Origin of the sequence: Pseudomonas sp. GD04015, from assembly GCF_029837675.1 — a bacterium.
GTDB lineage: Bacteria > Pseudomonadota > Gammaproteobacteria > Pseudomonadales > Pseudomonadaceae > Aquipseudomonas > Aquipseudomonas paralcaligenes.
In genome coordinates, this window is sequence record NZ_JAOEEE010000004.1 from 171,679 (window position 1) to 198,067 (window position 26,389).

24 protein-coding genes are annotated in these 26,389 nt (G+C 57.0%); 11 read left to right on the forward strand and 13 right to left on the reverse strand.

Going from position 1 to position 26,389, the window contains the following annotated elements:
- Positions 1–114: 114 nt before the first annotated feature.
- Positions 115–450, forward strand: coding sequence for a DUF2790 domain-containing protein (locus N7640_RS05175; RefSeq protein ID WP_279902992.1), 336 nt, complete (start codon positions 115–117; stop codon positions 448–450).
- A 46-nt stretch (positions 451–496) separates the two neighbouring features.
- Here N7640_RS05175 and N7640_RS05180 read toward each other — a convergent pair whose 3' ends face one another.
- Positions 497–1,174 (reverse strand): heavy metal response regulator transcription factor, encoded by a 678-nt coding sequence (locus tag N7640_RS05180; RefSeq protein ID WP_279902993.1) that lies wholly within the window; start codon positions 1,172–1,174, stop codon positions 497–499.
- 390 nt (positions 1,175–1,564) lie between these two features.
- Here N7640_RS05180 and N7640_RS05185 point away from each other — a divergent pair, with 390 nt between their 5' ends.
- The 4 genes from N7640_RS05185 to N7640_RS05200 all read left to right on the forward strand — a co-directional run bounded on the left by N7640_RS05185 (position 1,565) and on the right by N7640_RS05200 (position 8,653).
- Entirely contained in the window at positions 1,565–2,845 is a 1,281-nt protein-coding gene (locus tag N7640_RS05185) for a TolC family protein (protein ID WP_279902994.1), read from the forward strand.
- Between the two features lie 105 nt (positions 2,846–2,950).
- Positions 2,951–4,471: an efflux RND transporter periplasmic adaptor subunit gene (locus tag N7640_RS05190; protein ID WP_347815580.1), complete on the forward strand. Its 1,521-nt coding sequence runs from the start codon at positions 2,951–2,953 to the stop codon at positions 4,469–4,471.
- A gap of 24 nt (positions 4,472–4,495) precedes the next feature.
- Positions 4,496–7,669 (forward strand): CusA/CzcA family heavy metal efflux RND transporter, encoded by a 3,174-nt coding sequence (locus tag N7640_RS05195; RefSeq protein WP_279902995.1) that lies wholly within the window; start codon positions 4,496–4,498, stop codon positions 7,667–7,669.
- A 30-nt stretch (positions 7,670–7,699) separates the two neighbouring features.
- Positions 7,700–8,653, forward strand: a complete 954-nt coding sequence (locus N7640_RS05200) for a cation diffusion facilitator family transporter (RefSeq protein WP_279902996.1) — start codon at positions 7,700–7,702, stop codon at positions 8,651–8,653.
- 89 nt (positions 8,654–8,742) lie between these two features.
- On the opposite strand, the gene N7640_RS05205 is transcribed toward N7640_RS05200, so the two are convergent.
- Entirely contained in the window at positions 8,743–8,949 is a 207-nt protein-coding gene (locus N7640_RS05205; protein ID WP_279902997.1) for a hypothetical protein, read from the reverse strand.
- A 244-nt stretch (positions 8,950–9,193) separates the two neighbouring features.
- On the reverse strand, positions 9,194–9,718 hold the full coding sequence (locus N7640_RS05210; protein WP_279902998.1) for a cyclase family protein: 525 nt from the start codon (positions 9,716–9,718) through the stop codon (positions 9,194–9,196).
- Positions 9,719–9,986: 268 nt separating this feature from the next.
- Here N7640_RS05210 and N7640_RS05215 point away from each other — a divergent pair, with 268 nt between their 5' ends.
- Complete coding sequence (locus N7640_RS05215) at positions 9,987–10,205, forward strand: helix-turn-helix transcriptional regulator (RefSeq protein WP_279903000.1); 219 nt, start codon at positions 9,987–9,989, stop codon at positions 10,203–10,205.
- Between the two features lie 25 nt (positions 10,206–10,230).
- On the opposite strand, the gene N7640_RS05220 is transcribed toward N7640_RS05215, so the two are convergent.
- The 6 genes from N7640_RS05220 to N7640_RS05245 form a co-directional block, all read right to left on the reverse strand.
- Positions 10,231–10,686, reverse strand: a complete 456-nt coding sequence (locus N7640_RS05220; RefSeq protein WP_279903002.1) for a hypothetical protein — start codon at positions 10,684–10,686, stop codon at positions 10,231–10,233.
- A 2-nt stretch (positions 10,687–10,688) separates the two neighbouring features.
- Positions 10,689–13,346, reverse strand: a complete 2,658-nt coding sequence (locus tag N7640_RS05225) for a hypothetical protein (RefSeq protein WP_279903003.1) — start codon at positions 13,344–13,346, stop codon at positions 10,689–10,691.
- Positions 13,346–14,953: a site-specific integrase gene (locus tag N7640_RS05230; RefSeq protein ID WP_279903005.1), complete on the reverse strand. Its 1,608-nt coding sequence runs from the start codon at positions 14,951–14,953 to the stop codon at positions 13,346–13,348. Before N7640_RS05230 ends, N7640_RS05225 begins: the two co-directional genes overlap by 1 nt.
- Positions 14,950–16,167, reverse strand: a complete 1,218-nt coding sequence (locus N7640_RS05235) for a tyrosine-type recombinase/integrase (RefSeq protein ID WP_279906183.1) — start codon at positions 16,165–16,167, stop codon at positions 14,950–14,952. The genes N7640_RS05230 and N7640_RS05235 overlap by 4 nt, the downstream gene beginning before the upstream one ends.
- Before the next feature lie 208 nt (positions 16,168–16,375).
- Positions 16,376–16,648: an HU family DNA-binding protein gene (locus N7640_RS05240; RefSeq protein ID WP_043307679.1), complete on the reverse strand. Its 273-nt coding sequence runs from the start codon at positions 16,646–16,648 to the stop codon at positions 16,376–16,378.
- Positions 16,649–16,925: 277 nt separating this feature from the next.
- Positions 16,926–17,093: a rubredoxin gene (locus N7640_RS05245; RefSeq protein ID WP_220812555.1), complete on the reverse strand. Its 168-nt coding sequence runs from the start codon at positions 17,091–17,093 to the stop codon at positions 16,926–16,928.
- 157 nt (positions 17,094–17,250) lie between these two features.
- Here N7640_RS05245 and N7640_RS05250 point away from each other — a divergent pair, with 157 nt between their 5' ends.
- Positions 17,251–17,802, forward strand: coding sequence for a chorismate lyase (locus tag N7640_RS05250; RefSeq protein WP_279903010.1), 552 nt, complete (start codon positions 17,251–17,253; stop codon positions 17,800–17,802).
- 216 nt (positions 17,803–18,018) lie between these two features.
- Positions 18,019–18,912 carry a 4-hydroxybenzoate octaprenyltransferase gene (gene ubiA / locus N7640_RS05255; protein ID WP_220812557.1) on the forward strand — a complete coding sequence of 298 codons (894 nt, stop codon included), beginning with the start codon at positions 18,019–18,021 and terminating at the stop codon, positions 18,910–18,912.
- Here ubiA and N7640_RS05260 read toward each other — a convergent pair.
- The gene (locus N7640_RS05260) at positions 18,909–19,295 is read right to left on the reverse strand and encodes a hypothetical protein (RefSeq protein ID WP_279903011.1); all 387 of its coding nucleotides are present in this window, start codon (positions 19,293–19,295) and stop codon (positions 18,909–18,911) included. The two genes, ubiA and N7640_RS05260, sit on opposite strands and share 4 nt — an antisense overlap.
- A gap of 206 nt (positions 19,296–19,501) precedes the next feature.
- Between N7640_RS05260 and phoB the strand changes: the two genes are divergently transcribed.
- The 3 genes from phoB to N7640_RS05275 all read left to right on the forward strand — a co-directional run bounded on the left by phoB (position 19,502) and on the right by N7640_RS05275 (position 22,930).
- The gene (gene phoB, locus N7640_RS05265) at positions 19,502–20,191 is read left to right on the forward strand and encodes a phosphate regulon transcriptional regulator PhoB (RefSeq protein ID WP_043307681.1); all 690 of its coding nucleotides are present in this window, start codon (positions 19,502–19,504) and stop codon (positions 20,189–20,191) included.
- 72 nt (positions 20,192–20,263) lie between these two features.
- A complete protein-coding gene (gene phoR / locus N7640_RS05270; RefSeq protein ID WP_262880311.1) occupies positions 20,264–21,517 on the forward strand; it encodes a phosphate regulon sensor histidine kinase PhoR in 1,254 nt (417 codons plus the stop codon).
- Between the two features lie 72 nt (positions 21,518–21,589).
- Positions 21,590–22,930, forward strand: coding sequence for a hemolysin family protein (locus N7640_RS05275; protein ID WP_220812561.1), 1,341 nt, complete (start codon positions 21,590–21,592; stop codon positions 22,928–22,930).
- Here N7640_RS05275 and N7640_RS05280 read toward each other — a convergent pair.
- The 3 genes from N7640_RS05280 to N7640_RS05290 form a co-directional block, all read right to left on the reverse strand.
- Positions 22,917–24,554 (reverse strand): GMC family oxidoreductase N-terminal domain-containing protein, encoded by a 1,638-nt coding sequence (locus tag N7640_RS05280; RefSeq protein ID WP_279903014.1) that lies wholly within the window; start codon positions 24,552–24,554, stop codon positions 22,917–22,919. The two genes, N7640_RS05275 and N7640_RS05280, sit on opposite strands and share 14 nt — an antisense overlap.
- Positions 24,555–24,669: 115 nt before the next feature.
- Positions 24,670–25,473, reverse strand: a complete 804-nt coding sequence (locus tag N7640_RS05285; RefSeq protein WP_279903095.1) for an ABC transporter ATP-binding protein — start codon at positions 25,471–25,473, stop codon at positions 24,670–24,672.
- A gap of 17 nt (positions 25,474–25,490) precedes the next feature.
- Entirely contained in the window at positions 25,491–26,294 is an 804-nt protein-coding gene (locus N7640_RS05290) for an ABC transporter permease (protein WP_279903016.1), read from the reverse strand.
- Positions 26,295–26,389: the final 95 nt, after the last annotated feature.

Below are 26,389 nucleotides of genomic sequence, written 5' to 3' on the forward strand. Positions count from 1 at the left end.
CTCAGAGATGAGCGCCTTTTTTATTGTTCATAAGTTTCATAAACGTAATTGTTGCGCCATCTCGGTGTAAGTGATGGGGCGATAAGATAGCGTAAACTCTTATGAGGAATAGCCATGAAAGTCATAAAGTATCTGACAGCTGCTGCAGTGCTGCTAATGTTTCAGAGCGCGCACGCGTACTCTGTTGGTCTGCCAGATAAAGTCAAACAGGATATTGAGCAAAGTAGCCTCCTCGCTGCGGAACGTTACGCAGAGCGCACTGGGAAGGCTGTTCCAAAGCCAGTTGACTACACATATGGAATGAAGCTTGATGTGGCTAAGGTTGTTTACATGACGCCAACCGTTAACCACTGTGGGAATGTGAGCAAGCTCATGACCTATGAGGACTCTATGGGTGAGCTATACACCATCCGCTACCTCGTTCAGGGTCAGTGCTGGAACAACCGGTGAGCGTAAATGGAATGGCCTAGCCACTGGCTAAGCCATTCCATATGATCTACTCGCGCTCTTCGAGGGTGTATCCAACACCCCGGAGGGTGTGGATCAACTTTCTCTCGAACGGGTCATCAATTTTGGCTCGAAGTCTCCGTATTGATACTTCGACTACATTGGTGTCGCAGTCAAAGTTCATATCCCACACCAAAGAAATAATTTGAGTGCGGGAAAGCACTTCTCCAGAGTGCCTCATCAGCAGATGCAGCAGAGCAAACTCTTTTGAGGTCAGACTGATCTTCGTTGCGCCGCGGTAGGCGCGATGGCGGCTTGCATCGAGCTCTAGATCGGCAACTTTGAGGCTGTCAGAAATGGCTACTCGGTTACCCCGCCTGAGCAAAGTCCTGGTGCGTGCAAGCAATTCAGGAAATTCAAAAGGCTTCACGAGGTAGTCGTCGGCACCTAAATCTAGCCCCTTAACTTTATCTGCCAAGCGTCCGCGAGCTGAGAGCATCATGATTTTCGTATCACTGTTGCTGTGGCGGATTTTCTCTAGCACCCCCCAGCCGTCAACTTCGGGGAGATTTACATCAAGCATGATCAGGTCGTAATCGAATTGTTTGGCGAGATGTAGCCCATCTCGACCTGTGGCGGCGTTGTCGACGACGTATCCGCTTTCCTTCAGTCCTTGATACAGATATTCGGCAGTTTTGATTTCGTCTTCGACGACTAAAATTCGCATTTTAGTTACCTGGTGAGGGGCGCTTTTATTTTGTTATCGCCAGATTAAAGATAAGTTCATTTGGGCGGAAAGTTAGTGGATGGTAAAGGCTGTAGCGACTACAGGGTCAAGCGGTAATGATGCGGCCGGGTGCCGCAGGATGCTCTGAAAGCCCCATGAATGCGGGCCTTGGAGATGCTCTGTATTGCGGAGTTGTATCTAATTGTTTGGGGCTGATACGGCGTTGGGTAACTTTATTACATGTCATTCTCAGCAGTTGATTACATATTTGTAATTCTGTGGTCACCGTGGCGATAGGGCTAATGAACTAGATTCGGTCCGGAATTTTTCTCTCGTGAGGCCTGCTGCTTCCCATGTAATGGATATTGCAGCTGGTCGTCAGGAGTTTCCGTGGAGGATCTGGTTTTGAGGAAACTTGCTAATAAAGTCGGCAACATTCCCTTGGGGTATGTATCAATTGCATTTGTATTGTTTCTTGGGAGCTCGCAGCAGGCTTTGGCAGCCACCCCAGAGGTCTCATTGAGTGATGCGCTACGAATTGCCGTTGAAAACAACCCTGAGATGGCCGCTGCTAATTGGGGCGTTTCAATTTCTCAAGGAGAAAGGACGCAAGCTGGCTTGATCCAGAACCCGGAGATTTCCTGGGAGATGGAAGACACCCGTAGCGATACCCGTACTACCACCGTGCAGCTGACCCAGCCGATTGAGCTGGGTGGAAAGCGTAGTGCCCGAGTTGAGCTTGCTGATCGTGGTATCGATGCGGCGCAAGTTGAAGTAGAGCGTGCACGCAACGCACTGCGTGCTGAGGTGATTCAGGCCTTTCACGGGGTGCTGCTTTCGCAGTTGCGCGTTGACCTAGCGACAGAGTCAATGAGGCTTGCTGAGCGAGGTGTGAACATTGCCCAGGGGCGTGTTCGTGCAGGCAGTGCTTCGCCAGTTGAGGCAACCCGAGCCACAGTACAGCTCTCCGAGGTCCGCCTTGAGCTCAAGCGCGCTAGCGCAGAGCTGGCCAATGCTCAGGTCTTGCTGAAGGCTGCTATGGGGGCTGATGCTTCAGCCGGACAGATTTTTGTAGAGGGCGATGCTTCCAGCATTCCTCCTCCTCCGATGCTGTCGGACCTATTGAAGCGATTGGATAGCACTCCAGAAATGCGCTTGGCGACGCTGGCCATTGCTCAGCAGGATGCCACGTACAGCCTAGAGAGAACTCAACGTATCCCAGACGTGAGCATAAGCCTCGGAAGCCAGTACAGCGCTGCTGATAGGGAGAGAGTCAATCTGGTCGGCATATCGATGCCAATTCCTCTGTTTAACCGCAATCAGGGCAATGTGTACGCGGCTGCTCGGCGCGCCGATCAAGCACGGGACTCCCGTAATGCTTCCCTGCTCCGTATGCAGTCCACTATCCAGCAGGCGGTCGATCTCTGGCGCACAGCATCAGAAGAAATCGACTCCTTCAACACTGACATTTTGCCCTCCGCCAAAAGTGCAGTGGACAGCGCCACTCGCGGCTTTGAAATGGGCAAGTTCGGTTTCATTGAGGTGCTTGATGCCCAGCGCACACTGATCGGTGCGCGGAATCAGTACGTGGCGGCACTTAGCAGCGCCACCGACTCATGGGTGCAAATCGAGCGGGTGTATGGCGACACCCTGGCCCTCCCTAACCCCTAGTTCACTTTGCGGTTCGCTCGGAGCGAGGCGCGGGCTTGTGCGTGTTGCACAGCCCTAGCCCCAACCTAATAGCTGAGCGATGCCTGCGTTACATCAGGAGTTTCTATGAGCAAGAAGTTAACCCTGGCCATTGCGGCTGTGATTGCCGTCGGTCTCAGTGGCGCAGGGGTTTATTGGCTCCAAGAGAGGAGCCACACCGACAGCCATCAGAAGGAAGATGGGCATGGCCATGGGAGTGGGGATACTGGTGCCGAGGACTCGCATGGCGAAAAGGTGAAGGCCAAGCGCGGTCCGAATGGAGGGAAGTTGTTTGTCCAGGATGGATTTAGTGCGGAGCTGGTTGCTCCTGAAAGCGCCGATGGCTCAGCTCCAATGTCGATCTATCTGACATGGCAAGGGGTGGCTCTTAGCCCAACAGCATCAAACCGAGTTTCGATAGAGGTTCGGCGGCCGACTGGAGAAACCACCACGTACGACTTCAGGCCAAACGGGAAGTCTTACGTGAGCAGCGCAGGCATTGCTGAGCCGCATTTCTTTGACGGCCGAATCAGGGTCAGCACTTCTGAGCGGGTCTACGACTTTGCTTACACCAAGCGTGAAGGAATGTTGGAGATTAGTTCTGAGCAAATGAAGGCTGCAGGGATCGAGTTAGCGCAGGCACAGCCACGTACCCTTGGATCAATGATTTCTCTTCCAGGAGAAATTCGTTTTGACGAGGACCACACGGCTCACGTAGTTCCTCGAGCGGCGGGCGTTGTCGAGAGTGTCCAAGTCAACCTAGGCGAGCGTGTTAAGAGAGGCCAAGTACTTGCTGTCATCGCTAGCCAGCAAATTTCAGATCTCCGTAGCGAGCTAGCCGGAGCTCAGCGTAGAGCGGAGCTCGCGAAAACCACGTTTGAGAGAGAACGCCAGCTCTGGGAAGACAAGATCTCGGCGGAGCAGGACTACCTTGCTGCAAGACAGGCCCTTCAAGAGGCCGATATTGCACTAGCAAATGCACGTCAGAAGATGCAGACCCTCAGTGGGGTGAGTGCAGCTTCAGGCGGTAATCGATACGAATTGGTAGCTCCATTTGACGGCATGGTCGTCGAGAAGCACCTCGTACGTGGTGAGGTTGTAGGTGAATCCACTAGCGCCTTCACCATCTCGGACTTGGACCGAGTATGGGCGACGTTCAATGTCGCACCCAAGGATCTCAACAAGGTACAAGTCGGTACGAAAGTCAGCGTTACGGCTGCCGAGCTGGGTAACGAGGTAACCGGAAAGGTTTCCTATGTTGGGAGCCTTCTGGGGGAGCAAACCCGTACAGCTGTCGCCCGAGCGGTGATTGAGAACCCAGATGGGGGATGGCGTCCAGGTTTGTTTGTTTCCGTACAGTTTGCATCGGAGATAAGCGAGGCCAGCGTGGTAGTTCCTAGCGCGGCAGTGCAAACCATCGATGAGTCTCCGACTGTGTTTGTACGGGTGACTGATGGATTCGTAGCCCAACCAGTTGAGTTAGGGCTCAGCAGCGATGGTTATGTCCAGATACAGAAAGGGCTATCGGCAGGGGCTCAGGTTGCCTCTGCGGGGAGTTTCATCCTGAAGTCGGAGCTCGGTAAGGGCTCTGCTGACCACGCACACTGACAGGCCTAGCCGAGAATCTCCACTATGTTTGAGCGCATTATTCAGTTCGCAATCGAGCAGCGAGCACTTGTGCTGTTTGCTGTTCTGGCGATGGCGGGGCTGGGTGTCTACAGCTACCAGAAGCTCCCCATCGACGCAGTACCGGACATTACAAACGTCCAGGTCCAAATCAACACAGCCGCAGCTGGCTACTCACCCCTGGAAACCGAGCAGCGCATTACCTTTCCCATTGAAACGGCGATGGCAGGTTTGCCTCATCTGAAGCAAACACGATCACTTTCTCGCTCTGGCTTCTCCCAGGTCACTGTCATTTTTGCTGACGGAACTGATCTCTTCTTTGCTCGCCAACTCGTGAACGAGCGGCTACAGAGTGCTCGGGAGCAGTTGCCAGAGGGTGTGGAAGCCGGCATGGGGCCAATCTCTACGGGCCTCGGCGAAATTTTCATGTGGACTGTCGAGGCCACACCGGAGGCCCGGAAGGAAGACGGAAGCGCATATACGCCGACCGACCTACGAGTGATCCAGGACTGGATCATCAAACCGCAGTTGCGCAACGTCCCTGGTGTAGCTGAGATCAACACCATTGGTGGGTTCACCAAGGAATTCCAGATTGCCCCAGATCCCAAGCGCCTGGCCGCTTACCAACTGACGCTTTCAGATCTAGTTACTGCTCTTGAGCGGAACAACGCTAACGTCGGTGCCGGATTTATCGAGCGAAGCGGAGAGCAGTTGCTTATTCGGGCTCCTGGGCAGGTTGCGGATGCAAACGACATTGCCAACATCATCGTCAGCAATGTCGATGGGACACCTATTCGTGTAAAGCAGCTCGCCGAGGTTCAAATTGGCCGAGAGTTGCGTACTGGTGCGGCAACTGAGAATGGTCGAGAGGTGGTGCTCGGCACGGTGTTCATGCTGATTGGCGAAAACAGCCGTGCTGTATCGCAGGCGGTCGCAACCAAGCTGGCCGAGATTAACCGTACGCTGCCAGATGGTGTGGTAGCGATCACGGTGTACGACCGAACCAACCTGGTCGACAAAGCCATTGCCACGGTCAAGAAAAACCTAATTGAGGGGGCGATCTTGGTGATCGCCATTCTGTTCATCTTCCTGGGCAACATCCGGGCGGCGTTGATCACCGCCATGGTCATTCCATTATCGATGCTATTCACCTTTACGGGGATGTTCTCCAACAAGGTGAGTGCAAACTTGATGAGTTTGGGAGCACTGGACTTTGGCATCATCGTGGATGGCGCGGTGGTGATCGTTGAGAACTCCATCCGCCGTTTGGCTCATGCTCAGCAGCACCATGGGCGCCTGCTGACTCGCTCCGAGCGGCTTCATGAAGTATTTGCCGCATCTAAGGAAGCCCGCCGAGCGCTGATCTTCGGCCAGCTGATCATCATGGTGGTGTACCTGCCGATCTTTGCCCTCACTGGCGTCGAGGGGAAAATGTTCCACCCGATGGCCTTCACCGTGGTCATTGCTTTGCTTGGTGCGATGATCCTTTCGGTCACCTTTGTACCTGCTGCTATCGCGCTGTTCATCACCGGCAAGGTGAAGGAGGAGGAGAACGCTCTGATGCGCGCTGCGAAGCAAGGCTACGAGCCTGTGCTGTTATGGGTCATGAAGAATCGCACGTCGGTGTTTATCGGAGCCTTCAGCGTTGTGCTGCTGTCCGGTGTTCTTGCCAGCCGGATGGGCAGTGAGTTCGTACCTAGTTTGAGCGAGGGAGATTTCGCTCTGCAGTCCCTGCGAGTGCCTGGTACTAGTCTGTCGCAATCTGTGGAAATGCAGAGTCGGCTTGAGCAGGTCATTTTGGAAAAGGTCCCGGAAGTGGAGCGAGTCTTTGCACGGACCGGAACCGCGGAGATTGCCGCTGACCCAATGCCGCCGAACATTTCGGACGCATACGTCATGCTGAAGCCCAAGGACAAATGGCCAGATCCGGGCAAGTCGCGGGAAGATCTGATCGCTGATCTGCAACGTGCGAGTGCGTCTCTACCCGGTAGTAACTATGAGCTTTCGCAGCCTATCCAGCTGCGCTTCAACGAGCTGATATCCGGCGTACGTAGCGATGTGGCTGTGAAGGTATTCGGCGATGACATGGACACGCTCAACGCCACGGCAACTGAAATATCGGAAGTGCTTGAGAAGATTCCTGGCGCCTCTGAGGTCAAGGTAGAGCAGACATCTGGCTTGCCAGTACTGACCATCAACATCGATCGAGACAAGGCGGCTCGCTTCGGACTGAACGTCGGTGACATCCAGGACACTATTGCAGTGGCCGTAGGTGGCCAGCGCGCAGGGACTTTGTTCGAGGGGGATCGTCGCTTCGATATGGTGGTACGGCTGGCAGATAATCTCCGTACGGACATCGAGGGGCTCTCGAGGCTGCTGATCCCTGTGCCAGCGGCGGCAGGCAATGGTCAGATCGGATTCATCTCTTTGTCTGAGGTTGCCAGCCTGGATCTGGTGCTTGGTCCAAACCAGGTGAGTCGTGAGAATGGCAAACGTCTGGTAGTAGTTAGCGCCAACGTTCGCGGTCGAGACATTGGCTCGTTTGTGTCGGAAGCGAGCAGTCGCCTTGATCAGGACGTGAAGATTCCAGCGGGCTATTGGACTACATGGGGCGGGCAATTTGAGCAGTTGCAGTCTGCGGCTAAGCGTCTGCAAATCGTAGTTCCCGTAGCGCTGCTCCTAGTACTTACGCTGCTCTTTATGATGTTCAACAACCTGAAGGATGGATTGGTTGTCTTTACAGGGATTCCGTTTGCTCTCACCGGTGGCGTGCTAGCCCTATGGTTGAGGGGTATTCCGTTGTCTATCTCTGCAGGTGTCGGCTTCATTGCTCTATCTGGTGTCGCGGTCCTCAATGGCTTGGTGATGATTTCCTTCATTCGCAATCTGAGAGAAGAAGGTCGACCGCTGTCGATGGCTATTACTGAGGGAGCACTGACACGGCTGCGCCCGGTGTTGATGACTGCATTGGTAGCATCTCTTGGCTTTGTTCCGATGGCTTTGGCAACTGGCACAGGCGCAGAGGTACAGCGGCCATTGGCTACAGTGGTAATCGGTGGGATCTTGTCGTCGACGGCCCTGACTCTGCTCGTGCTGCCGGCCTTGTACCAATGGGTGCATCGTAGGGACGAAGAGGACGAGACCGAACAAGCCATACCGGTTGCTAGTAGCGGTCACTAGCTAGCAAATCCGGTCAACGTGGAGCGAATCATGGCGCAGCATGAAGGCAAGAAGCATGACCATGGCCATGAGGGCCACGAGCATCATGATCATGGTCACGAGGGGCACGACCATACTCCCTCCGTGACGGAAGGAAACGTGCGTCGTATCCGCTTCGTCTTTGGTCTTACGGCGGGCTATGCCCTGATTCAAGCAATTGGGGGCTGGTTATCCGGCTCTCTTGCGTTGATCGCAGATTCCGGTCACATGGTGTCGGATGCGGCTGCCTTGCTGTTGGCGCTGATCGCCTATCGAGTGGCATCTCGAGCGGCAGACGCAACCCGAACCTATGGATTCCATCGTGTTCGTGTTCTGGCGGCGCTTGCTAATGGCGCAGCGCTGCTAGTCCTCGTCTCATGGATCGTCTGGGAGGCGATAGATCGATTCCGTGAGCCCACTGAGGTCCTGGCTGGCCCCATGCTGGCAGTCGCAGTGATTGGGTTGCTCGTGAACATCGCCGGCTTTTTAATTCTGCGTATGGGCAGCCAGGACGATGCCAATCTACGAGGGGCTTTTCTTCATGTGGTAGGTGATCTGCTGGGTTCCGTGGGAGCAATCGCAGCTGCAATTGGGATCATGCTCACTAGTTGGACTGTCCTCGATCCGATTCTGTCCGTGCTTGTAGCTTTGCTGGTGGTGAAGTCTGCGTGGGGGTTGGTCCGTGACTCAATCCAGGTGCTCTTGCAGGCAACACCGCGGGGTATGGATCCGGTAGAGGTTCTTGAGGATTTACGGGGTTTACCTGGTATTGCCGAGGTTGGTCATTTCCACGCATGGACCCTTACTGATGAAACTCGAATCGCAACCGTGCACGTCGTTCCGATGCCAGGGACAGATCCTCTATCGTTGCCTGCGCTTGTAGGCGAGAGATTGAGAGCAAGGCATCAGATTGAGCACTCCACGGTGCAAGTAGATCCACCTGGCAACATTGAGCTTTGCCCTTGAACTTCTTGTTGGATTAGCTATCACGCTGAGATAGATAGACCTTCAAAGAAAAAGGCGCCTCGCGGCGCCTTTTTCGATTTGATGATGAATCACTTTTGATCGGTCCGGAGCTTCGCATCGGATTTACTCGCTTTGAGTTGCGGCTCGGCTTGCTGCTTCTTGCCGTGGATCTTCTCTTGGTTTTCGCGGAAGCGCTTCTGCGCTTCGTAAGAGTTTTTGTAGCCATCACCTCTGGCAAAGATGGTTGTGGAAGTCAGAGCCATGATGGTGGCGAGGGCGAGAGTCTGGAATTTCATTTAGCTACCTACGTACGCTGATTGGGAGGTCACTGCTCAGCAGTGATGTGGTCAGAGTACGAAGCGGTGGCTAACGAGAGCATGAGCCGAAAATGACAATGCTGATAGCAAACCAACAGCAGGTATTGGTATGGATTCTGCTTATCGTTGTCATGCTCGGCTAGGAGCACCAATCGATTTGGCCGAGTAGTGGTGACTTAGGGGGGCGAGTTCCAATATGTTTTGGGTTGGGAGTGCGTGCTTATCACGAGTTACCTTCATACAGAAACGCCACAACACGAGCAGGAGCAGCCGACGCATCTTTCAGTCGTAGTGGGAAAACCGCGACATCGAACCCGTGGGCAGGGAGCTGATCAAGCCCGCGCAGCTGCTCCATCTGCCAGTACGGCTTTTTGCGACCGACCAGATGTCCCTCCCAGAAGAGTGAGTCGTCCTTGTTCTCCCGAGCCTTCGCAATCTGCATGTGGAAAGGCAAATCCCAGCCCCACTGGTCGATCCCCATAACCAGGACACCTTGGTCGATAAGCCACTCGGTGGCTGGGCCACTCATGCCGGTACCGACCTTCCAGTACTCTTTGGTGCCCTGGTACACGTCGCGTCCGGTGCGGATCAGAGCGATGGTTCCAGACTGCAGAACCGCGCCGCTGTTCTTGAGTGAACGCTCCATGTCCTCAACTTGGATAGCCTCACCTTCCTTCTTGTGCGTCATGTCGAAGACCACTCCCGGACCGAAGCACAGATCCAGCGGCATCTCATGAATCGCCGCCATCGGCTTGCCTTCATCCGAACTTCATTGATATTGAAGCTCGCACCTTCCAAGCACTCGGCATAAGCGTCTCGCAGATCACGAGTCGTAAATTTCGCGAACCTCTCCTGCTGCAACAGCTGGTACAGCCGACTATCGAAAGTGAATGAATCGGATTTCATGCGGGCACCTGGAGGGGGTCGCGCGGAACAGCTGAAAATACGGATTATAATCCGTGGCCGATTCGTCCGCAAACGCAGGATAGTGCCGCCTCATAAGAGCCGAGGCGGCCATGGGTCAGCTTGCGATCGCATTGGGCAAGTCCATCCGAGCACAAAGGAAAGCCAAAGGCATTCCTCAAGATGCCCTAGCGTTGGCTTGCAAAATTGATCGGAGCTACATGGGACGCATCGAGCGCGGTGAAGTAAACCTCACTGTGGAGAAGCTGTACGCCATTGCAGAGGCGCTGCAATGCGAACCAGCAGCACTACTCCCCCAAGCTTCTCTTTGACTCACGATCTCGCACTCGAGGCCTGCTAGGTTTCCTTGGATGGAAGCTTTACAACGGCTGCTGCCTTGCCTGGCTTCCTGAACAATGGAGTCCCCTCCATGAACTCTGCCGGGTCGATATTCCTCCTTCGAGCAATCATCGAGGCGTAAAGCACTCTTTCCCGCTCCCTGTTCAGTTGCGTGGTCAATTCTTCTATCCGCTCCTTCAGCCTCTCGATCTCTTGGTCTCGTTCGCGCTCCCTAGCAGCCTTCAACGAACCAAGCTGATCGAAGTGCTGATCCCCTTGAGCGTAACCCTTTGTCAGGCCTTTAACTCGTTGAAACTCGAGTTCAAAATCTCTATTCCGCCAGAGTGTAGGCTTAGATATACCACTTTTTTCTACGAAGTAACTCCAGCTAAAGAGCTCAGGTGAAATCAGTTGCCTCTCAAACTGCTGAAGCGTAGAAAAAGCAACATCCCACTGTTTAGTAGAAATAGTCACAATTAAGTCGCTCCGCACTGAAAAACACAATCACTTGGGACAGACCCTTCATGAAGAAACGGCTGGTAGTCCAGACTTTGCTCGACTTGGTTCTGAGTAAGAACGATATCAGATCGATCTATTATATATGAGGCGTTTCTGAATACCGTCATTTGGTGCTCAATATGCATCTCAACGGACTCAGCAGGGATGCCCGGCCTAGTTAGCGCTTCAAAAAGCCTGGAAAGCTCATTTTCTGCACGACTACGTTCCGCTTCGATCTGCTTTACCTGCACAGGGTCAAGCAAATCCACCACAAACTCTCTGCAGCCTTTACCAGCATTCCCCGTCAAGCATTTCAAGTGAAACTCACAAGGCTTGAGATTGATATCGCGGAAACAATGACCAAGGGGGCCGTAATGTACAGTTTTAAGGGTGCTATTCAAATAGTCATGGAGTTGCTCTTCAGGGACATCTTGCACTGACCAAGACTTGATCTTATTAGCCAAGTCGCCGATGAACCTTGATTGTTCAGAGAGCATCAACTCGCTTACTTTCGCGGCGCGCTCTCTTGGGGTTTGATGGTCATAATGATCACCTTGGCTGTCAGTTCTACCCATCCATTTATTGACGATACTTGCAGCTAAACCAGCACGAAACAAAGAATTGGTCTGCCAATGCCGCCCCTTGTGGCTCTGAAACGACCTAATTAAGGTGTCATCTGCATCAACGCCATAACGCATAAACGCGGAACGGTATAAACTAGTAGGCTTGATTACATGCAGGACTGAGTGATAAGAGAAGATTGATGGCAAAAATTCGTTATACACGTTACTGACAGCACCTGGAACTACGAACAGGTAATCAGAGACTTTTTGGTTTATACCAAAGGATGCAGAGCTGATTTCAACACCCTCTGCCAAGAACTCCTCTTTAATTTCTTCAATCAAGTCCGAAGAAACTCTAGAATTTATTGAAACAAAAGAAGACGCAATGGCATCAACAATGCTTCTGTGTTCAATTAAGAAACCATAGGCTAGACGATAGCGTAGTAATGATGGTGGAGCTGAAACCCTGTAAAAATGCCTCCTTGTCTTAGTCAACCTCAAGAATGAATAAAATCCGGTATCCGAGGCACCAACCACAGATGTCATAGTCTTCTGGCTAAAAAACTCAGGATACAGTTTCTCAGCATCCAAAACAGGTATGTACTTAGCCGCATCATATCCACCGCCTACCACCATGCGCACTACCGCCACAGCATCGGATCGACTCAAATATACTCTGCGGCGCCCATGCGGAGAGGGCTCCCCCCCAAAAGCAAACTCCTCGAGAGACCTTAGAACTCTGAACTTAAGCTTATCCTTGAAAGCAATATTATCTTTAGATCTCGCTTTCGCCGGTTTTCGGCCATGAAGTATTTCGAAGACCTCATCGTAAAACAAGAAGCTTCGCCTTAACTCAACCAGCTCTTTGATTCGCTTCTTCAGCCCCCTACCTTGCACATAGTGCGCGCACTTAACTCTCCCCAATGGTTTAGAAACCACATCAAAACCATTAGCCTTGTAAAATTTCAGCAGTGAGTCACTGCTGCCAGAATTAGAAGAAAATGGTAGATACTCCGCAAGATCCTTAAGCTCTATTAACTCGTCATCAGAAACCGTTTTAAGTAGCTTCAATCTTTGCTTCGTTGTGGTGACATTCGCATTAACCAACAAATCTAGCCGCTTTAAAGCAGCCTGAACTTCATATTCTATCGACTCAACTCTTGCTTGGAAGCGTTCATCAAAATCTATGGCAAAGGATCCGTCCTCAATGCTTGCAGCACGAACTCTATAGGGCTGACAAATAGCATTGATGCTATCTACCGCATCCTGTATTGCAGCCCTCCATATGGTTGGAATATATCTGGCAATGGGCTCGGCTCCCTTTTCGGTCCAGACACGGCAATACATTTCACCCCTCTCCATAATCAAACAATCCTTGGGAAGACGGAGAACCTCCCCTATTCTCAGACCTAGTCCGTACTGAAAAATCTGAGTTAGAACGGCAAGATAATCAACTTGGCTTCTAAGACTCCCATCCCATTGCGTTTTGATGGCCCATTTAAGCGCGATTATTGCCCGGATCAACTCTGGAAGGGGTAATTTATCCTCAACTGCCACACGGCCATATTTATCTTTATGACCATGGCTGCCAGCCCCAATTAAATCGAAGCTTTGCGACAACAAACCAGAATCAGACAAATATAGGACGAAGATATTTATCGCCCTACAGGGCCCAGCAGAATGTTTGTATTTGGACTGCAAGAAGCCAAATGTTTTAACATAACAAGCCTGATTCAGATCCAAGAGAGAGGTAGCCCCTTGGGCAGCAAAATACCCAAGGCAGCGAACCAGATCCTGCACACGCCCGACAGAAACCTGCTTGCTTGCAGCTCTTCTCTCCCATAAGTAGGTTACAATAAATACTTTATTCAGAAGCGTAAGCTCTGGATAATCTTCGGAACCGACAAGTAAATTTACCTTATCCCGCCCCTTGTACTTCCAAACATTTTCCTGCCAAACAGCACCCTTAAAGACAGCTAACTTCGAGAATTTCGACTCAGCCTTAGCTGTTAGGCTTTTTAACCTTAATAGCAGCTCTTCGTGCTGTATATCTCTTACGACATCAGATCGCATTAGAGATCCTTTACACTAATTAGCACAACGTCATGGCCCTCTGAATATGCTATGGCGGCCTGGCAGCCAGCAATTGCCTGATCAATAACTGAGACAACGTTATTTGTGCTTACCTTAGCTAAACGGTCCTTTCTCTCGATCAGTCCCTCCAAGGCGTGCACGTGGGCACTTGTAGTTTTATTTGGACAGAATCTATTGCACGAATAACAAGCGATTGCAGGCTCTTCGAAACAAATTGAGTTGGACGCACACTTGCCGATCACATTAAAGTTTTTTGGCTCACATATTTGACTATACACATTACCCTTAAGATCGCCTTCTTTCATCCAAGCGGCCGTGAACTGCTTCTGCTCTACACGATTTAATGTAGCGTTCTCTAGAATCTCCCACATTTCGTGCGTAAATCTAAAGTAATGTTTGATGCTGCTAGTGCCTTCATGATCTAGCAAATCTGCTACTTCTTCAGGCGTGCAGCCAGACATAACCGCCTGAGTACCTACCGTGTACCTGAACCTATATGCACACAAATTAAATTTCTTACCTGTTCTAGGAGATAGGGGGAGCCTATGCTCATTACCCCAAAGCAAGTAATTAATTCGACACGGCGATTTGTGATATAGCACAGCTCTTTTCTCTTCTTCAGAGAAATAGTCGCTCGATATTCGATTACCATCTCCCCAGTAATGACTACCCCGATAATTCCCGTCATCTTCTAGACCTCTAACTGTTGGCGCAATGAAGATTGGGAGCTCGGCAGGATCAAAACCATTAGGAGTAGGTGAGGAATCAATGTATAGCCGGAGCAGGCTCGCAGTTCGTTCTGAAAGAAGCCTTGCGCTGAACTGCTTTCGTCTGCCTCGAGATCGCTGTTTCACGCGGGGAACATTTAGATATCTAACACCAGTAATCTTATCTTCGATGAAATCCTTCCGCTTTAGCAAAGAAATCTGAATAGGCCTTAATCCAAAGCACAAACACAGATCTAAAATAGCTCGGAAGTCTAGCGGAAGCGATTCTCTATCTACTTGGGTAGATAGTATGACGATCTCCTCACTACTAAAAGGCCCCCTCTCTTCATCCATCATATAAAGGGATTGATAAGAATTTCTCTTCGACGAATAGTCACGAAGCCTATGAAACTCTTCGTATGCCTCAAAAGACAACCCTTCATACTCATGTAGCAAAGCAAACCTTAAGAACTCTTTGCAAGCTGCAATAAGATTCTGCCTATTCGGGCTATTTTGCGTAGAAACGTCTTTTAGAAATTCATCAATACCAACGCCTCTAGTCATCTCCTGGGCAAGTCGGTCGATGAATTTGAATTTTCCCTTGATGGTAGAGTTTTGATTTCGCTCCAGTATGTATCTCAGATAGCTGGCAACTATCTCCTTTAAATCCCAATCCAAGAAATTGAGATACTCTGACCTTAAATAGGTAAACTCATTGGTATCATCCGGCAACTTTATAACGCTGCAAAAATCGCCACCAACGTCAAGTAACTCAACGTCATAGCCCAGCCGACTCTTTACGTATCTCGTATGATCTCGAGCGTCTAACTGGATATCAGTAGTGGCTGAAGACTTCAGGCCTGTAGCTACTACCATCATTTACCCACCTGCGATTTAAGTATTTGTTCCTGAAGAGCAACCTGGAGCTCGGCAACTTTGGCCTGTATTGATCCCTTAGAGTAGTGCTCAGGCATGCTGCTATTTCTAGCCCAGCCTCCTGCTGCTTCTTGGATAGGTGCCTTCATAACCTTGCGACTTAGTCCGCCAGCTCCTTTGAATTTCTTATCCAGTGCCTGATTTAGAAGATCATGAAATGTATTTCGCAGGCGATGCGGGCTTAACAAGCCTGTAAACTCTGGATATCGCTCTATAAGTTCATTTAACATCGAGTTTGGAGTTTGTATAGACAGCGGCTTTCCATCTCGACACGATAGAAATACGTAGCTAGACCGCTGCCAACCATCAAATTCCTTTCTCACATTAACAATGTAGTGCTCAATGAGAGCAGCAAAGTCATCATGCAGCTCAACCTGCCGACCATATGTTTTCACGGACGGGGATTGGGCGCGCGGGTAATTAACCACTTCAGAATTTTTCAGAATATCGTAATACTTACGCCGCCCAGTAAGCTGAAAATTATTCAACTTCAGCAACAACGTTTCGCCTTTCCTGTTCCCTCCAAGCATTAGAAGCAGGAGGAAGATATAGTTACGCCATTTGACTCTTGCTGACTTCCAAGGATTCTCATTATTACTGGCATTAGGATCAATGAGGGCTATGAAACGACTCTGAAGCTCGGGTGTCAGTCCAATCTTGTCTTTTCTGTCCCCTTTATAAGGAGACTTGAGGTAAAGCTTAAATCCTGCGTCCATCCGCTCATATAAACGCTTTGCTGTCGTAAGCTGTTGCAGATTTCGCGAACACCGCCCCTCGTAAAATAGCCACAAATAGTCTATGAACTTCTTCGCACTCCGTATTCGCGCGCTATACCAGTTTGCGCCAACTCGTTCTCCGGTCTGCTGCCCATATCCGCAATATGAGGAAAAGGATTCAATTTCACCGATTGTAAGAGGATCCAGATCCACTATCCGTTGAATCAAATTGATATCTTTGCTTTCGCAGAATCGATACAGAGTTAGAATGGCATTCTGATCTACCCTGATAGTATTGGGCTTCGCGCCGTTATCAAACCGCTGCAGAGCATATGCACCTGCAAATAAATCAACTTGATCATTTTCAGACACGAGCTGTAGTTTGAGATCATCTAACTTAGTGAACTCAACTAGTACTAATGAATAACGAGAGGGCTTCAAAAGATACACCGCACATGAAGAAGCGCGGCAGCCTAGAGGCAGGCGGATGAGGCGTCAATAATGAAACGCTCGGCTAGCTATACGATCATTTTCTTTTGAACAGCAAAATGAAACGCGTATCAAGACAGATCAGAATATCCAAAAACTGAAAAGCCCCGACTAGCGGGGCTTACAGAGAGTTATCCACAAAAAATGAAATAATCTCTATTTAATTTACCGCATCCTTCAGGGACTTGCCCGGCTTGAAGGCCACGGTGTTGCTGGCCTTGATCTTGACCGGGGCGCCGGTCTGCGGGTTCTTGCCGGTACGGGCACCGCGATGGCGTTGGAGGAAGGTGCCGAAGCCGACCAGGGTGACACTGTCCTTGCGGTTCAGCGCACTGGTGATTTCTTCGAGCACGGCGTTGAGTACGCGATTGGCCTGGTCTTTGGTCAGATCGGCCTTTTCGGCGATGGCCGCGGCGAGTTCAGGTTTGCGCATAGATGCCTCTTTGACGGTTTGTTGTTGTTGTGTCCGTGCTGTCCGTCCAGAACAGCGCCAAAGGCGCCGCAACGGCTCTGCGCTGCGGCAGACCCGGGGAGAATGGCATGCCATCCGGCACCGCGCCAGTACTGCCCGCCGGTTTGCCGGGTCGATCACAGGACGAAACGGACAGAGCAGCCGCCATTTCAGCCATCGACCGGGCACCTCCAGCTAACGGCCCACAAATGCAAACGGCGGCCCGCAGGCCGCCGTTGCCGGTGGATAACGCCTTGGATCAGCCGATCTCGATCATCTCGAAGTCGGCCTTGCCCACGCCGCAGTCCGGGCACAGCCAGTCCGCCGGCACGTCTTCCCAACGGGTGCCGGGTGCGATGTCGTCATCGGGCCAACCCAGGCTCTCGTCGTAGATCAGGCCACAGACCACACATTGCCACTTCTTCATCGTCTACCTCATCGCGGGCCGTCTTCTGGTGGACGCTTGCCCTGGTTAAAAAATCAGCAGGCTTTGTACTGGTATGCGGGGCTCCGTGCAAGTGCCTGGCACGGGCGTCCGTCGTGTTAAGCTCGCCGCCTTCCACAGGTTAGCCGAAGCCGTTGTCGTGCCCACCTCCGCCCTCGCCCACCCTCCCCGCTGGCTCAACGCCGCCCAATTGCACCCGGTGCCGGCGCCGCTGCTGCGCGACTGGCTGTTCGACCAGGGTTCGTTGACCCGTCGCCTCACCGCCCTCAGTGCGGACCACTTCGCCGTGCAACCACTGGAGCAGGGCTGGCAGGTGCTGCGCGCCGACGAATGCGCCGCCCTGCAGGTGCCGGCCGGCAGCCTGGGCTGGGTGCGCGAGGTGTTCCTGCTCGGCGCCGGCCAGCCCTGGGTGTTCGCCCGCAGCGTGGCGGCGCGCCATGCGCTGGAAGGCTCCGGCTTCGAGCTGGGCAAGCTGGGCAGCCGCTCCCTGGGCGAGCTGCTGTTCAGCGACCGCGCCTTCGCCCGCGGCGAGCTGCAGGCCTGCCGCTACCCGGCGGCCTGGCTGCCGGCCGAGGTGCGCGCCGAGCAGCTCTGGGGACGGCGCTCCTGCTTCCGCCGCGACGGCCTCGGCGTGCTGGTGGCCGAGGTGTTCCTGCCGGCGTTCTGGGAGCAGGCGCAGGCCATCGGGTAGGCCCCACAAAATCCCGTCATTCCCGCGCAGGCGGGAATCCATGCTCAGGTCGAGACACCGCGTTCCTGGGTCCCCGCCTGCGCGGGGACGACGGGGTGTCAGGGTACTGCTTCACCCGATCGCCTTGGGAACGCGCATCCCGAAACCAGACGCCGCCCTCGCTACGGGCCGTACCACTGCTCGTATAATCGGCGCTCCTGGCACGGAGACCCGCCGATGTATCAATCCTTCCTGCTCGCCCTCAACCGCCTGCATCCGCGCACCTGGGACTTCGTCCAACTGATGCGCCTGGACAAGCCCATCGGTATCTATCTGCTGCTGTGGCCGACCCTCTGGGCCCTGTGGGTGGCCAGCAAGGGCGTGCCGAGCCTCAAGCTGCTGCTGATTTTCGTCCTCGGCACCCTGTTCATGCGCGCCGCCGGCTGCGTGATCAACGACTACGCCGACCGCCACTTCGACGGCCATGTGGCACGCACCAAGGCGCGGCCACTGGCCGACGGCCGGGTGACACCGCGCGAGGCGCTGATCCTGTTCGCCGTGCTGGTGGGCATGAGCTTCGTGCTGGTGCTGTTCACCAACCTGACCACCTTCCTGCTGTCCTTCGGCGGCCTGGCCCTGGCGGCGTGCTACCCCTTCATGAAGCGCTACACCTACTACCCCCAGGTGGTGCTGGGCGCGGCCTTCTCCTGGGGCATGCCGATGGCCTTCAGCGCGGTGACCGGCGAACTGCCGCCGGCCGAGGCCTGGCTGCTGTACATCGCCAACCTGCTGTGGACGGTGGCCTACGACACCTACTACGCGATGACCGACCGCGAGGACGACCTGAAGATCGGGGTGAAGTCCACCGCCATCCTGTTCGGCGACGCCGACCGCATCATCATCCTGACCCTGCAGGGCCTGGCCCTGCTGTGCCTGGCCATGGCCGGCGCGCGCTTCAGCCTGGGTATCTGGTTCCTGTTCGGCCTGTTCGCCGCCGCCGCCTGCTTCGCCTGGGAGTTCTGGAGCACCCGCGACCGCGACCCGCAGAAGTGCTTCGCCGCCTTCCTGCACAACCACTGGGCCGGGCTGGCGATCTTCGCCGGCATCGTGGTGGACTACGCCGTGCGCTAGGCGCCGCCGAGCCTCGCGGCCTTTCGCCAGAGCAGCCGGCCCAGCCAGGTGATCCCGAGCGGGATGACCCAGCCGATGCCTGCCAGGGGAATCAGCCAGTAGGATTCGGCGGACTTCGGGCCACTCAGCCAGAAGAAACCGCCATAGGTGTCGAAGACGAACAGCACGCTGAACATCACCGCGCTCAGAAGGATCGCACCCAGGTTCGGCGCCCAGTAGGCGGCGAAGACGAAGCCGAACCAGAACGCGGACAGGTTCGCGTAGGCAAGATTGTCAGGAGGCCCCAGCCAGCGCATCAGCGAATACACGCCGACCGAGGCGAGCAGGTAGGCCGTCGCATAGGCTATCGACTTCGTCTTCCATGAGTATCCGGACAGCTTCATCGCCAGGGTTCCTTGTCCATCGAAAAGTCCTTTTCAAAGCGTACCTGCCAGCCTCCGGCAAAACTGCCGAACAAGCCCCCGTTGCGCAAACCGGCCCCACGAAGTTCGCACTTGCAGGGCGCTCGTACAGCCCGCACACCTGTCACATCGCTGCAATAATTCTGTTATCTAATGCGGCGCAAGACAGACGACCCGAGGCTCGACCCATGGTTGGCAAGAACATCCTGATCGTTGACGACGAAGCGCCCATCCGAGAGATGATCGCGGTGGCCCTGGAGATGGCCGGCTACGATTGCCTGGAGGCGGAGAACACCCAGCAGGCCCACGCCCTGATCGTGGACCGCAAGCCGGACCTGATCCTGCTCGACTGGATGCTGCCGGGCACCAGCGGCATCGAGCTGGCCCGGCGCCTCAAGCGCGACGAGCTGACCGACGACATCCCGATCATCATGCTCACCGCCAAGGGCGAAGAGGACAACAAGATCCAGGGCCTGGAAGTCGGCGCCGACGACTACATCACCAAGCCCTTCTCGCCGCGCGAGCTGGTGGCCCGCCTCAAGGCCGTGTTGCGCCGCACCGGCCCGAGCGACGGCGAGGCGCCGATCGAGGTCGGCGGCCTGCTGCTCGACCCGATCAGCCACCGCGTCACCATCGACGGCAAGCCGGCCGAGATGGGTCCCACCGAATACCGCCTGCTGCAGTTCTTCATGACCCACCAGGAGCGCGCCTATACCCGCGGCCAGTTGCTCGACCAGGTCTGGGGCGGCAACGTCTACGTCGAGGAGCGCACCGTCGACGTGCATATCCGCCGCCTGCGCAAGGCGCTCGGCGAGGCCTACGAGAATCTGGTGCAGACGGTGCGCGGCACCGGCTATCGTTTCTCCACCAAGAGCTGACCCGATCAAGGACGCCCTGCGTTGAACCAGAACTGGCGTGGCGCCATCGGCCGCCATCTGTTGCTGCTGCTGATGGCCTGCGGCCTGCTCGGCCTGATCACCGGCGAGTACGCCTGGGCCCTGGTCGTCGGTATCGGCGGCTACCTGCTGTGGCACCTCAAGCAACTGCTGCGCCTGCACAAATGGCTGCGCGAGCGCCAGCCGGACGAGGCGCCGCCCGAAGGCTACGGCCTGTGGGGCGAGGTGTTCGACAACATCTACCACCTGCAGCGCCGCGACCAGCGCGTGCGCGGCCGCCTGCAGGCGGTGATCGACCGGGTGCAGGAGTCCACCGCCGCCCTGCGCGACGCGGTGATCATGCTCGACGCCGAAGGCAACCTGGAGTGGTGGAACCTCGCCGCCGAACAGCTGCTGGGCCTGAAGACGCCCCAGGACAGCGGCCAGTCGATCACCAACCTGGTGCGCCACCCGCGTTTCAAGGACTACTTCGAGGCCGGCCAGTACCAGGAGGCGCTGGAGCTGCCCTCGCCGGTCAACGACCGCCAGCGCCTGCAACTGCAGATCACCCAGTACGGCAACCACGAACACCTGATGCTGGTCCGTGACGTCACCCGCCTCTACCAGCTGGAGCAGATGCGCAAGGACTTCGTGGCCAACGTGTCCCACGAGCTGCGCACCCCGCTGACAGTGATCACCGGTTATCTGGAGACCCTGCTCGACAACGTCGAGGACGTGAATCCGCGCTGGCTGCGTGCCCTGCAGCAGATGCAGCAGCAGGGCGCGCGCATGCAGAACCTGCTCAACGACCTGCTCCTGCTGGCCAAGCTGGAGGCCACCGACTATCCGTCGGACAACCAGCCGGTGGCCGTCGACCTGCTGCTGCTGAGCATCCGCAACGACGCCCAGGCGCTCTCCGGCGCGCGCAGCCACCGGATCAGCCTGGAGGCGGATAACCAGATCCGCCTCAAGGGCAGCGAGGCGGAACTGCGCAGCGCCTTCTCCAACCTGATCTTCAACGCGGTGAAGTACAGCCCCGACGAGAGCGAGATCCGCATCCGCTGGTGGGGCGACGAACAGGGCGCCCATTTCAGCGTGGCCGACAGCGGCATCGGCATCGAGGCCAAGCACCTGCCGCGCCTGACCGAGCGCTTCTACCGGGTCGACTCCAGCCGTGCCTCCAACACCGGCGGCACCGGCCTCGGCCTGGCCATCGTCAAGCACGTGCTGCTGCGCCACCGGGCCCGGCTGGATATCGCCAGCGTGCCCGGCAAGGGCAGCACCTTCACCTGCCATTTCCCGGCCCAGCAGGTCAGCCGACGCGGCTGATGCTCGGCGGCGGCTTGCAATCGCCCTTGCCAGCCGCCAACCTGTAGCGATCTTCCGCCAGCCCCGACCACCATGGACCCTTCTTCGAGTCTTTCCACCTCCGCGTTGTTCGCCGACATCGGCCTCGTCCTGTTCGCCCTCTTCCTCGTTCTGCTCAACGGCTTCTTCGTGGCCGCCGAGTTCGCCATGGTCAAGCTGCGCGCGACCAAGGTCGAAGCCATCGCCGAGCAGCACGGCTGGCGCGGCAACATCCTGCGCACCGTGCACAACCAGCTGGACGCCTACCTCTCCGCCTGCCAGCTGGGCATCACCCTGGCCTCCCTGGGCCTGGGCTGGGTCGGCGAGCCGGCCTTCGCCGAGCTGCTCACGCCGCTGCTGGGCATGATCGGCATCGAGTCGGAGAAGCTGATCCACGGCATCGCCTTCTTCATCGCCTTCTTCATCATTTCCTACCTGCACATCGTGGTCGGCGAGCTGGCGCCCAAGTCCTGGGCGATCCGCAAGCCAGAGCTGCTGTCGCTGTGGACCGCCGCGCCGCTGTACACCTTCTACTGGCTGATGTACCCGGCCATCTACCTGCTCAACGCCAGCGCCAACGCCATCCTGCGCGTCGCCGGCCAGGGCGAGCCGGGACCGCACCACGAGCACCACTACAGCCGCGACGAGCTGAAGCTGATCCTCCACTCCAGCCGCGCCCGCGACCCCAGCGACCAGGACATGCGCGTGCTGGCCTCGGCCGTGGAGATGGGCGAGCTGGAGGTGGTGGACTGGGCCAATTCCCGCGAGGACCTGGTCTACCTCGACCTGGGCGCCCGGCTGGACGAGGTGTTCACTCTGTTCCGCCGGCACAAGTTCAGCCGCTACCCGGTGTACGACGAGGACAGCGCCAGCTTCGTCGGCGTGCTGCACATCAAGGACCTGCTGCTGCAGCTGTCGCTGTTCGAGATGTTGCCGTCGAAGTTCAACCTGGCCGAGCTGATGCGTCCGCTGGAGCGGGTCACCAAGCACATGCCGCTGTCCGCCCTGCTGGAGCAGTTCCGCAAGGGCGGCGCGCACTTCGCCCTGGTCGAGGAGGCCGACGGCAAGGTGGTCGGTTTCCTGACCATGGAGGACGTACTGGAAGTGCTGGTCGGCGACATCCAGGACGAGCACCACAAGGCCGAGCGCGGCCTGCTCGCCTACCAGCCGGGCAAGCTGCTGGTGCGCGGCGACACCCCGCTGTTCAAGATCGAGCGCCTGCTGGGCATCGACCTCGACCATATCGAGGCCGAGACCCTGGCCGGCCTGGTCTACGAGAGCCTGAGCCGCGTCCCGGAAGAGGACGAGGTACTGGAGACCGAGGGCCTGCGCATCACCGTGAAGAAGATGAAGGGGCCCAAGATCGTCCTGGCCAAGGTGCTCAAGCTGGACTGAGCACGGCCACCCGACCCGCCGCCTCGCGCGGCGCGGCAGTGGCGCGGATGAGGTCGGCGGCCTTCTCGCCGATCATGATGCACGGCGCGTTGGTGTTGCCGCTGATCAGCGTCGGCATGATCGAGGCGTCCGCCACGCGCAGGTTGTCCAGGCCGCGCACCTTCAGCTCCGGCGTCACCACCGCCGCGTCGTCCGTGCCCATCTTGCAGGTGCCCACCGGGTGGAACACGGTGGCGGCGCAGTCGCGCAGGTGCGCCAGCAGCTGCTCGTCGCTGCGCACCTGCGGCCCCGGCAGCATTTCCTCGCCGCGAATGGCGTCGAATTCCGGCTGGGCGAGGATGCTGCGCGCCAGCTTGACCCCCTCCACCAGCACCCGGGCGTCGGCCTCGTCGCTGAAGAAGTTGAAGTCGATGGCCAGGCTCCTGCCCTCGCCCAGGCGCACCTCGCCGATGCTCTTCGGGCGCAGCACGCAGGTGTGGATGGCGTAGCCGTGGCCCCACTCGAACAGGCGGCCGCGGTGGCTGCGATAGCCGGGCACGAAGTGCATCTGCACGTCGGGCAGGCCGTCGGCCAGCGGCGTGCGGGCGAAGCCGCCGGCCTCGACGTAGTTGGTGGTCAGCCAGCCCATCTTCTGCGCCAGGTACTTGAACGGCGAGGCGATGATCTTCGGCAGCGCGCCGAGGGAGAAGCCCAGCGACAGCGGGCTCTTCGAGCGCACGGTGACCAGCCCGTCGATGTGGTCCTGGAGGTTCTTGCCCACGCCGGGCAGGTCGACCTTGCAGGCCACGCCGGCGGCCTCCAGCTCGGCCCTGGGGCCGATACCGGACTTGAGCAGGAGGTGCGGCGAGCCCAGCGAGCCCGCGCAGAGGATGGTCTCGCGGTCGCACCGCAAGGTGCGCCACTGACCGCTCTCGCGCAGCTCCACGCCGGTGACGCGCCCACCGTCGAGCAGCAGGCGCTCCACCTCGCAGCCGGTCAGCACGGTGAGGTTGGAGCGCTGGCGCACCGGCGCGACGAAGGCGCGGTAGCTGGACAGGCGCCTGGCGTCCTTCTGGGTGACGTTGTACAGGCCCACGCCCTCCAGCATGCCGCCGTTGAAGTCGTCGTTGCGCCTGAGGCCGATGTGCTCGGCGGCGCGGATGTAGCGCTCGGACAGCGGGTTGGGGTCGCGCGGCCTGTCCACCAGCAGTTCGCCCTGGGTGCCGTGGTACTGCAGCGACTGGCCGAGGCGGTTGCCTTCGGACTTTTTGAAATAAGGCAGCACGTCGCTCCAGCCCCAGCCGTGGCAGCCGGCGGCCTCCCAGCGGTCGTAGTCGCTGGCGTCGCCGCGGATGTAGATCATGCTGTTCATCGAGCTGGAGCCGCCCAGCGCCCGCCCGCGCGGGGTGTGCAGGCGGCGCCCGGCCAGGTGCTCCTGCGGCGCGGAGAAGTAGTTCCAGCTGAACACCTTGCTCTTGTACAGGGTGATGGTGCCGGCCGGCACCTGCACCCGCGGGCTGGCGTCGCTGCCGCCGGCCTCGATCAGGCACACGCGCACGGCGGGGTCGGCGCTCAGGCGGTTGGCCAGCACGCAGCCGGCCGAGCCGGCGCCGACGATCAGGTAGTCGTATTGGTTTTCTGTCATGGCAACCTCCATGGACGCTCCCGTCTGCGCGGGGATCAAGGTAGGGCGGGTGAAACCCGCGTGCACCGGAGGGCCCCGACGTGGGTTTCACCCGCCCTACGCGCTGCGTGGCCCCTCAGTGCACCTCTTCGAGGTCGTCGTGGAGCAGTTCGAGGATGTGCCGCTTCATGCGGATGAATTCCGGCTCCATCACCACCTCCAGGCTGCGCGGGCGCTCGATCGGCACCTGCAGGATCTCCTTGATCCGTCCGGGGCGCGCACCCATCACGTAGATGCGGTCGGCGAGCAGGATGGCCTCGTCGATGTCGTGGGTGACGAACACCACGGTCTTCTTGCTGTTGCCCCACACCTGCAGCAGCAGCTGCTGCATCTGCAAGCGGGTCTGGCTGTCGAGGGCGCCGAACGGCTCGTCCATCAGCAGGATCTGCGGGTCGTTGGCCAGCGCGCGGGCGATGGCCACGCGCTGCATCATGCCGCCGGAGAGCTGCTTGGGATAATGCTCGGCGAAGCGGGCCAGGCCGACCTCGCCCAGGTAAAACTCGACGATGGTGCGGATCTCGTCCTGCGGCAGGCCGCGGCGCTTGAGGCCGAACTCGACGTTCTGGCGTACCGTCAGCCAGGGGAACAGGGTGTAGCTCTGAAACACCATGCCGCGGTCGGCGCCGGGGCCGTCGACCTTCTGCCCGCCGACGTAGATGGCGCCGTCGGAAGGCTCGGCGAGGCCGGCGGTGAGGTAGAGCAGGCTGGACTTGCCGCAGCCGGACGGGCCGACGATGACTGCGAACTGCTGGTCCGGCACCTCGAAGGACACATTGTCCAGCGCGGTGAAGGTCTCGCCCTTGGGCGACTGGTAGCGCAGGCTGACGTTCTCGACCTTGAGCCGCGCGGTGACGTCGGCGTACTGGTCCAGCGCCGGCATGATGTAGGGTTTGGTGGCTACTGCGCCCATGCGGCAATCCTCAGTCGAAGCAGACGGAACAGCTGGTCGGTGATCAGCCCGAGCAGGCCGATGATGGCGATGGCGAGGAAGATCACGTCGACCTGGAAGCCGCGCATGGCCTTCAGGCTGATGTAACCCAGGCCGCTGGATGCGGCGACCAGTTCGGCCACCACCAGGTAGGTCCAGGCCCAGCCCATGGTCACCCGCAGGGTGTCGAGCACGCCGGGCAGCGAAGCCGGGCCGAGCACGTGGAGGACCACGTCTCGGCGGCTGGCGCCGAGGGTGTAGCTGGCGTTGATCAGGTCCTTGGACACGCCCTTGGAGACGTCGGCGATCATCACCAGTTGCTGGAAGAACACGCCGAAGATGATCACCGCCACGCGCTGTTCCAGGCCGATGCCGATCCACAGGATGAACAGCGGCACGAAGCTGGTCACCGGCAGGTAGCGGATGAAGTTCACCAGCGGCTCGATGAACGCCTGGACGATGCGGAAGCTGCCCATCAGCAGGCCCAGCGGCACCGACACCAGGGAGGAGACGATGAAGCCGATCATCACCACCTCGATGCTCGCCCACACGTGCTTGCCCAGGGTGCCATCGGAGCCCAGGCGCACGGCGGCGTCGACCACCGCGCCGGGCGTCGGCAGGAACATCGACTGCACCACGCCGCCGTAGGACAGACCGGCCCACAGGCCGATCACCAGCAGCCAGCACAGTGTGCTGGCGCCCACAATGAGTCGGCCGGGCAGCCCGACCTTGGGGGTCAGGCAGCGCTGCAGCCAGGATTTTTGCGTGGCCATGCTGCCACCTCTCGAAGCGAAAATTGAACGACGGGAGCGGCGCGCGGCCGCTCCCGGTGGCGCGTTAGAACCTGTTTACGATCTCGCGAGCTAGA

Bases quoted from the DNA above. Each gene is read 5' to 3' on its own strand.
- N7640_RS05175 (WP_279902992.1), top strand. From the start codon at position 115: ATGAAAGTCATAAAGTATCTGACAGCTGCTGCAGTGCTGCTAATGTTT.
- N7640_RS05180 (WP_279902993.1), bottom strand. From the start codon at position 1,174: ATGCGAATTTTAGTCGTCGAAGACGAAATCAAAACTGCCGAATATCTG.
- N7640_RS05190 (WP_347815580.1), top strand. From the start codon at position 2,951: ATGAGCAAGAAGTTAACCCTGGCCATTGCGGCTGTGATTGCCGTCGGT.
- N7640_RS05195 (WP_279902995.1), top strand. From the start codon at position 4,496: ATGTTTGAGCGCATTATTCAGTTCGCAATCGAGCAGCGAGCACTTGTG.
- N7640_RS05200 (WP_279902996.1), top strand. From the start codon at position 7,700: ATGGCGCAGCATGAAGGCAAGAAGCATGACCATGGCCATGAGGGCCAC.
- N7640_RS05205 (WP_279902997.1), bottom strand. From the start codon at position 8,949: ATGAAATTCCAGACTCTCGCCCTCGCCACCATCATGGCTCTGACTTCC.
- N7640_RS05210 (WP_279902998.1), bottom strand. From the start codon at position 9,718: ATGGCGGCGATTCATGAGATGCCGCTGGATCTGTGCTTCGGTCCGGGA.
- N7640_RS05215 (WP_279903000.1), top strand. From the start codon at position 9,987: ATGGGTCAGCTTGCGATCGCATTGGGCAAGTCCATCCGAGCACAAAGG.
- N7640_RS05225 (WP_279903003.1), bottom strand. From the start codon at position 13,346: ATGCGATCTGATGTCGTAAGAGATATACAGCACGAAGAGCTGCTATTA.
- N7640_RS05230 (WP_279903005.1), bottom strand. From the start codon at position 14,953: ATGATGGTAGTAGCTACAGGCCTGAAGTCTTCAGCCACTACTGATATC.
- N7640_RS05240 (WP_043307679.1), bottom strand. From the start codon at position 16,648: ATGCGCAAACCTGAACTCGCCGCGGCCATCGCCGAAAAGGCCGATCTG.
- N7640_RS05245 (WP_220812555.1), bottom strand. From the start codon at position 17,093: ATGAAGAAGTGGCAATGTGTGGTCTGTGGCCTGATCTACGACGAGAGC.
- ubiA (WP_220812557.1), top strand. From the start codon at position 18,019: ATGTATCAATCCTTCCTGCTCGCCCTCAACCGCCTGCATCCGCGCACC.
- N7640_RS05260 (WP_279903011.1), bottom strand. From the start codon at position 19,295: ATGAAGCTGTCCGGATACTCATGGAAGACGAAGTCGATAGCCTATGCG.
- phoB (WP_043307681.1), top strand. From the start codon at position 19,502: ATGGTTGGCAAGAACATCCTGATCGTTGACGACGAAGCGCCCATCCGA.
- phoR (WP_262880311.1), top strand. From the start codon at position 20,264: ATGGCCTGCGGCCTGCTCGGCCTGATCACCGGCGAGTACGCCTGGGCC.
- N7640_RS05275 (WP_220812561.1), top strand. From the start codon at position 21,590: ATGGACCCTTCTTCGAGTCTTTCCACCTCCGCGTTGTTCGCCGACATC.
- N7640_RS05280 (WP_279903014.1), bottom strand. From the start codon at position 24,554: ATGACAGAAAACCAATACGACTACCTGATCGTCGGCGCCGGCTCGGCC.
- N7640_RS05285 (WP_279903095.1), bottom strand. From the start codon at position 25,473: ATGCCGGCGCTGGACCAGTACGCCGACGTCACCGCGCGGCTCAAGGTC.
- N7640_RS05290 (WP_279903016.1), bottom strand. From the start codon at position 26,294: ATGGCCACGCAAAAATCCTGGCTGCAGCGCTGCCTGACCCCCAAGGTC.